Origin of the sequence: Ruegeria arenilitoris (assembly GCF_013032445.1) — a bacterium.
GTDB lineage: Bacteria > Pseudomonadota > Alphaproteobacteria > Rhodobacterales > Rhodobacteraceae > Ruegeria > Ruegeria arenilitoris_F.
On record NZ_WQCA01000060.1, the window covers coordinates 1 to 7,055 of the forward strand.

The window sequence follows — 7,055 nt, forward strand, 5'->3', positions numbered from 1 at the left end:
GGTGCGAATTCTCGACGCGGTTGTTGAGCCACCTGCCCGTCTGTTGTTTTTCGAGCGCGCCCATTTCTCTGAGCGCAGCCTTGTAGGAAGCGAAGCGATCTGTGACGATCTCTTCAGCGCAACCGTGCCGCTTCATCAATTTCTTGAGGAATTTCAGTGCTACAGCTTTGTTTCGGCGTTTGGTGACAACGGCTTCAAGCTCTTCACCTTCGTGATCAACTGCACGCCAAAGATAATGCCGCTTGCCATTTACCTTTACGAAAACCTCGTCCACGTGCCACTTCCATTTGGAGTATGCTCTCAATTTCTGAACACGCTTTCTTCGGATCTCAGCGGCAAACATCGGGCCAAACCTGTTCCACCAATAGCGGACAGTTTCGTGACTCACGTCGATGCCTCGCTCGTGCAACAAATCTTCGACATTCCGAAGCGAGAGCGGGAAACGGATGTACAGCATCACGGCCAAGCGGATGATTTCGGGACTGGTTTTAAAGTAATTGAAGGAGGCAGGTCTGGTCATGGGCAAAAGCTACGCAACCACCCTGCCCCCCTCAACCAAAGTTCTTCTGACAAGACCGTTGAGAAGCGCTGTTAAGCAAACTTGATTGCTTTCAGAGACCCGACTAACGTTTCTGTAACCATATTTTTCGCGATATTTAGGACATGTAGATATAGATGACACCTGATGTACAAACCGCCCACCGCATAGCTCAAGACCATTGCGCTGCTTGGACAAACCGGGCACCTGGCGATGTCGCCGGAAGATATGCTGAACATACAATTATGATAATGAACGGTGGCGACCCGATGGAGAGCCAGGCGGAGATTGGCGATATGGCGGCGGGATTTATGGCTGACTTCCCTGACCTCGTTCTTAGCCTCGACGCGGTTCTCGTCGCCGATCACCATATGGTCTATGCGTGGACTTTCGAAGGCCATCATAAAGAGACTGGCAACCATGTTCGTTTCTCGGGCTGGGAAGAATGGGACTTAGACGATAACCTGAACGTCACCAAATCGCTCGGTTGGTATGATGGTGTGGATTATGAACGCCAAGTTGCGGGAACATGATCATATCCGGCGCCAATTCGCGCCCTGTACGCACAGTCGTATACGTTAAGTCAGACCCAATTTGACTGTAGTCGGTGCTCTTTACTGCCTACAGCAAGTGAGAGGGCGTCCATCGGAAAAGGCTTTTCTCATATTCGGTAATTGATTTCGAGAGCCACCGCATGAACAGCTTTGCCGCTGGTCGAACCGGGCCCGGCAACGTGACAAGGTAGTAGCCGATCTGCGGTATTGGATCGTCGAACAGCGCCACGAGTTGTCCCGACTTCAACTCGTCAGAAACAAAAGCCGGTACCGTCGCCCCGATACCATCACCGCGACGGATGCCATCCAGCAGCATGTTGCCCGGCACGCGGACAACTCTCCGGTCGGCGTCGGTCGGAATTCCGACTTTTTCTAACCACAGGTCAAACTCGACTGACCCTTGTTCCTGAAGAAGCGTGAAATCAAGCAATTCTGCAGGTTTCGTGAGCTCCCGGTTTCCGATTAGTTCGCGGGACGCGACGACCGTCAGACAGCCTGGCAGCAGCATCTGCGAGACAAGCCCTTGCCAGCGACCTGTTCCATATCGGATGGCCATATCAATTCCGCCCGGCTTGAGGTCGACAGCTTGGATCGTTGCATCGATCCTCAACTCGATATTGGGGAATTCGTCAATAAACGTCGACAGACGCGGCATAAGGAACGCGCTTGAAAACATCGGCGTCGCGCTAACCACCAACGGTCGAACTGCCTCTGCGCTCGACACGCTCTCGGTCACGGAGCCCATTTCAGCGAAGGCTTCAAGCAGGCCAGCTGACAGGAATTCGCCTTGCGATGTCAGAGAAATGCCATGTCGGGTACGAGTGATAAGCCGAGTGTCGAGATGTTGTTCGAGCCCGCGGATTTGCTGGCTGACTGCGGAATGGGTCACGTTCAGTGCCTCTGCCGCCCGGGTCAGATTTCGAAACTCGGCAGCGGCGGCGAAGGCTCTGAGAGATGTCAAAGAGGGAAGTGTGCGCCAATCCATAAGTAAGATCATCTAACAATATAGAAAAATTTACAACTATTTGATCCCCCGATGCCGGCGCATGCTGGTGCAGTAATTCATTGGCGACCATCGGAGACAAACATCATGAAAATTGCTGTTTTGGGACTGGGCAATATGGGCTCAGCGCTGGCGCACTGCTTGGTCAAGGCAGGCCACGAAGTCAGCGTTTGGAATCGCACATCGGAAAAGGCAGAGGTTTTTGCTGAGGCTGGAGCCACGATCTGCTTTTCACCGAATGATGCTATTGCGGCGTCTGATTTTGTCATCATCTGTATCAAGAGCCACAAGGAAACTGTTGAACTGGTCAACGGGCTGAGCGTCTCGCTAAAGGGTAAGACCATCTGTGACATGAGCACGGGCGATACCTCGGATGCCGATAGACTGGTCGCCATCCTTGAGGGACAGGGGGCTGGCTACATGCTGGGCATGATCAATGCCTACCCTTCCGGCATTGGTGGTGACGAAACCACAATCCTTACGGTGGGCAGTGCCGGAACCTGGGACCGCTATGGCAGTATCATCAGAGAATTGGGTGGAAAGTCCGCCCATGTTGGAGAGAAACCAACGGCACTTGCCGCGCTCTTTGCCGGCCTCTTCACGGTTCGACAGGGGTTCATGTTCGGAATGATCTACGGTGCACTTGTCTGCCAAAAAGCGGGCATCCCGATGCAGGTTTATGCCGACCAACTCCCTGCCACGATCAAACTGGTCAATGACTACCATGATCTCTTTGCCAGAACTGTTCCGTTTGAGGATTACGACAGTGCGGAGGCCTCCCTGAAGGTTTACGCGATGGCGCAAGAGGATGCGTTGAAGACCTATCTCTCACTTAATGCCCCCGCTGATTTCATCCAGTTGATGCATGACCGCACCAAAACGGCTTGGGAAGATGGCCACGGCGACAGACAGCTGACCTCACTGGTCCAGCATATGACGGATGCCTGATGCAAAAAGGCTCCGGCCCAAACCTGCCATTGGCTATGGCTTGATGACGCTGCAGTGCGGCCCGCCGAAGGAGAATTTCGCTGCGGTTGAGAGTTGCCCGGGAAGATGAGGTCGTGCTCACGGAATACACTCTGTCGCCACCCTAAGGTTCACAGGAGACCCGGGACAATGTAGGTTTCTGTGAAGACTTGACGTCAATAGGTGTGGATCAGAATGGCGCGACAGTTCCCACTCGAAGGTAACAAGACCTTTCTGGTTTATGCCGGCACTGGCACCGACCTGATATTCAATCATGGCGTTGAGTTACCTGGTTTCGCATCGTTTCCATTGCTGGAAGAACCTGGCACCAGGGCAATACTGGCCGGTCAAATGAAGGCTCTTGTCGATCTCACCCGTGAAATGAGTATCGGATGCATCCTTGACGCGCCCACATGGATGGCGAACGCCGACCGCGCAGCGCCCTTGGGATACGATGCAGACCGCCTCGTTGAGGTAAACAAAGATGCGGTCAGTCTAATGGAGGAGGTGCGCCAGGCTGCCGCTCGCGATGATGTGCTGGTGTCGGCCTGTATCGGCCCGCGCTATGATCCTTACGCCGACATCCCTCCGGTGACGGTCGAAGATGCACGCCAATACCACGCCGCTCAAATGCACAGCCTGAAAGACACAAGCGTCGACCTGGTCACCGCTTATACGTTCAACCGTCCAAGTGAGGCTGCGGGATGCATCCTCGCCGCCGGAGACGCAGATCTGCCGATCATCATGTCTCTGGTTGTCGAAACGGACGGGTGTCTGGCGGACGGGACCAAACTTGTGGACGGAATTGATCAGATCGACGAGGCAACCGACTCGGCGGCGCTGTTTTTTATGGTCAACTGCGCTCATCCGACCCATTTCGCCGGAGCGCTTGACAACCACCCCCGACTTAAAGGCTTGGTGGTAAACGCTTCGAGTTGCTCGCATGCGGAACTTGACGAAGCAGATGAGCTGGACGAAGGCGATCCAGCTGAACTTGGTAAACAGATTGCCTCGATTGCGAGGCAGAATCCGTCGATCCAAGTATTTGGAGGGTGCTGCGGTACCGACATGCGCCACCTGAAATCGATGGCCAGCGAATTGGCGTAGCCAACTTAGTTCAATCTGAGCGATAGCGCTGATATCTAAGGTGATACCGTAATTTCCTTCCGCCACTTGTTATAAGCGGCCCAGAACTGACCTTCCCGACCCAATAAGATGCCGCAATGCGGCTTCCCCTAACCAGTCATTCGTCGCATGTACGAGATTAGCACCATGATGAAAGTGTTCTGCCGAGCTTTCTCGTTCATTCTTGCAATGCAAGTCATCGGCAGAACTCGGCAGTCACCCGAACTGCGATGATGGGAAACCCTCGCCGGTGCGAACTCAGGTAACCTCTATCATCGACGGGCGATAGAACGTGTTTCAACAACACCTTCGAAGTTTCCCATTCGTCGGCCGTCAGCTATGCTTCATCCATGTCGAACGCCTCTAAACGACGGCTGACCGCTATTCTGGCTGCGGATGTGGCAAACTACTCCAAACTCATGGGGGAGGATGAAGCTGCCACATTGACCGCGCTGCGCCGTTTTCGGAACGACATTCTTACTCCGGAAATTGGTGCGCATCACGGCAGGGTGATAAAAAACATGGGGGACGGCTGGCTGATTGAATTTCCCAGCGTAGTCAATGGCATAGAGTGCTCGATGGCTGTCCAAAACGCACTGACCGACGATCCCCGCATCACATTGAGGATGGGATTGCACAGCGGCGATGTGAGTTTTGCTGATGAAGACGTCTATGGCGACGGCGTCAACGTGGCCGCACGCCTTCAGAATCTGGCTGAGCCAGGTTCACTGGTGATATCGGAAACTGCGCGGCGCAGCCTTGATGCCGGGCTTTCGGATCACTTTACCTATCTCGGTTCTCAGAAACTCAAAAACATCGCAGAGCCTTTGGTCGCCTATGGTTGGGGAATGTCTGCATCGGCCATCCAGAGCTACCTTTTGGAGGTGCCGGAACGACCTTCGATTGCGGTTTTGGCCTTTGACAACGTGTCCCAAAACGCGGATCAGACCTTTTTTGCCGAAGGTATCGCCGAAGATGTGATTTCCGCGCTGTCCCGGTTTCACTGGTTCTTCGTGATCTCTCGAAATACGAGCTTTTCCTACCGGGGTCGCGTAATCGGGACAGAGCAAATCGCTCGTGATCTAGGCGTTCAATACGTTCTTGAGGGCAGCGTTCGAAGGGTCAGCAACAGGGTTCGCGTCTCGGTAAAACTGATCGACGCCATTGCAAACCATTACGTCTGGACCGATCGATTTGACGGCGTGATTGAAGATATCTTCGATCTTCAAGACGAGATCACGCAGAAAATTGTGGGTGCAGTCGCACCTGAATACCTGACTGCAGAAATGCAACGCGCAAGGCGCAAAGTGATCCCGCGGATGGATGCCTGGGAATTGTCTGCGCGCGCCCATTGGCATATCTCGCAGTTCACAAAAGCAGACGTAGCCGAAGCCCAGAACCTGCTCATGAAAGCCGTCGAGTTGGACCCGCAAAGCTCATTCGGGATAGCGGATTTGTCATTTACGCATCTAATGCAATGCGTGAACGGCTGGAGTTATGATCCTGACGCTTCCAAGGCCGAGGCGGTAAGGCTGGCGCGGCAGGCGGTTTCGATGAACGGCCGCGATGCGTATGCGATGGCCTTACTTGGTGCGGCGGATTTGTTTTCAGGCCGTCATCAGGACGCCGTAAGGAAGTTGCGGGACGCTATAGCCCTCAACCCCAACGACCCACATGCCTATGCTTTGCTTGCAAGATCTCAGGTTTATCTGGGCGACGGCAAGGAAGCCCTCGATAACATCCTGGCCGCGATTAGGCTCAGCCCACGCGATCCTTTGATGGGTTTGTGGTACTCCATTCGCTCACTATGCGAGTTTGTGGCAGGTCAGCACGAAGAAGCCATCGCGTGGGCCGAGGCGTCAATTCGGGTCCAACCAAACCGCATCAGCTCTTATCTGGATCTTGCCGTGAACAATGCCATTTGCGGCAAGCTCGATGAGGCGAGGCAGGCTGTTCTTGACCTAAAGCGTCTGGCCCCTGGTGCGTCGCTGCAGCTGGCAGAACGCACACATCCCTTCGCGCGATCGGAGGATAACAAGCGCTATCAACAGGGTTTGCACGCGGCAGGCTTGAACCGGTGAACAGGGCCCAATCCCGCCGTTCTGAATGTTTTCGCCGCGCTGCGGTGCGGAAAAGGTGCTGTCAGACGAATTCTAACCAGTCTCAGTTTGCCGCAGAAACCGCGAACCTATCTGGAGCAAAGTTGACGCCACTCGGTAAGAGCGGCGGTGCGCGTCAGCTTGAATGTGTCTCGGCTGGCTAGCGATCTTTCCTGGTTGAAGTGGTTGTAGACGGAGGAGTGGACGGAGGCGAATTTCTGTAAACTTCGCATGCGTTTGAAACGTTGCATGGCGCGTTCGCGTCGTCGAAACGGCAGGTGCGAGTTCTCGACTCGGTTGTTAAGCCACCTGCCCGTCCTTTGATTTTTGAGCGCGCCCATTTGTCCGAGCGCAGCCTTGTAGGAAGCGAAGCGATCTGTGACGATCTCTTCGGCGCAACCGTGCCGCTTCATCAATTTCTTGAGGAATTTTAGTGCTGCAGCTTTGTTTCGGCGTTTGGTGACAACGGCTTCAAGCACTTCACCTTCGTGATCAACTGCACGCCAGAGGTAGTGACGTTTGCCGTTCACCTTCACAAAGACCTCGTCCACGTGCCACTTCCATTTGGAGAACGCGCGCAGCTGCTGAACACGCTTCCGTCTGATCTCAGCAGCAAACATCGGCCCGAACCTGTTCCAACAATATCGGACGGTTTCGTGGCTAACGTCGATCCCGCGTTCGTGTAGCAGATCTTCGACATTCCGAAGCGACAATGGGAAACGGATGTACAGCATCACCGCAAGGCGGATGATCTCGGGACTGGTTTTGAA

The 7,055-nt window shown here is 54.2% G+C and carries 7 protein-coding genes; 4 read left to right on the forward strand and 3 right to left on the reverse strand.

The window, feature by feature from the left end; genetic code table 11:
• Window positions 1-520, reverse strand: a 520-nt coding sequence (locus tag GOW98_RS25065) for an IS6 family transposase (protein WP_170337323.1), incomplete at its 3' end; no start/stop codon positions are given.
• Window positions 521-675: 155 nt separating this feature from the next.
• Between GOW98_RS25065 and GOW98_RS25070 the strand changes: the two genes are divergently transcribed.
• Window positions 676-1,071 (forward strand): nuclear transport factor 2 family protein, encoded by a 396-nt coding sequence (locus GOW98_RS25070; protein WP_170337324.1) that lies wholly within the window; start codon window positions 676-678, stop codon window positions 1,069-1,071.
• Between the two features lie 88 nt (window positions 1,072-1,159).
• Here the strand turns inward: GOW98_RS25070 and GOW98_RS25075 are convergent, their stop codons facing one another.
• Entirely contained in the window at window positions 1,160-2,053 is an 894-nt protein-coding gene (locus tag GOW98_RS25075; protein ID WP_170337325.1) for a LysR family transcriptional regulator, read from the reverse strand.
• A 75-nt stretch (window positions 2,054-2,128) separates the two neighbouring features.
• On the opposite strand from GOW98_RS25075, the gene GOW98_RS25080 reads away from it, so the two are divergent.
• The 3 genes from GOW98_RS25080 (at window position 2,129) to GOW98_RS25090 (ending at window position 6,267) form a co-directional block, all read left to right on the forward strand.
• The gene (locus GOW98_RS25080) at window positions 2,129-3,043 is read left to right on the forward strand and encodes an NAD(P)-dependent oxidoreductase (protein ID WP_302479332.1); all 915 of its coding nucleotides are present in this window, start codon (window positions 2,129-2,131) and stop codon (window positions 3,041-3,043) included.
• Window positions 3,044-3,256: 213 nt separating this feature from the next.
• Window positions 3,257-4,168: a homocysteine S-methyltransferase family protein gene (locus tag GOW98_RS25085; protein WP_217359741.1), complete on the forward strand. Its 912-nt coding sequence runs from the start codon at window positions 3,257-3,259 to the stop codon at window positions 4,166-4,168.
• A gap of 368 nt (window positions 4,169-4,536) precedes the next feature.
• Window positions 4,537-6,267 carry a tetratricopeptide repeat protein gene (locus GOW98_RS25090; protein ID WP_170337327.1) on the forward strand — a complete coding sequence of 577 codons (1,731 nt, stop codon included), beginning with the start codon at window positions 4,537-4,539 and terminating at the stop codon, window positions 6,265-6,267.
• 107 nt (window positions 6,268-6,374) lie between these two features.
• Here the strand turns inward: GOW98_RS25090 and GOW98_RS25095 are convergent.
• Window positions 6,375-7,055, reverse strand: a 681-nt coding sequence (locus GOW98_RS25095; protein WP_170337328.1) for an IS6 family transposase, incomplete at its 5' end; no start/stop codon positions are given.

Coding starts and splice junctions, on each gene's coding strand:
- GOW98_RS25085 (WP_217359741.1), top strand. CDS start 3,257: ATGGCGCGACAGTTCCCACTCGAAGGTAACAAGACCTTTCTGGTTTAT.
- GOW98_RS25070 (WP_170337324.1), top strand. CDS start 676: ATGACACCTGATGTACAAACCGCCCACCGCATAGCTCAAGACCATTGC.
- GOW98_RS25080 (WP_302479332.1), top strand. CDS start 2,129: ATGCCGGCGCATGCTGGTGCAGTAATTCATTGGCGACCATCGGAGACA.
- GOW98_RS25090 (WP_170337327.1), top strand. CDS start 4,537: ATGTCGAACGCCTCTAAACGACGGCTGACCGCTATTCTGGCTGCGGAT.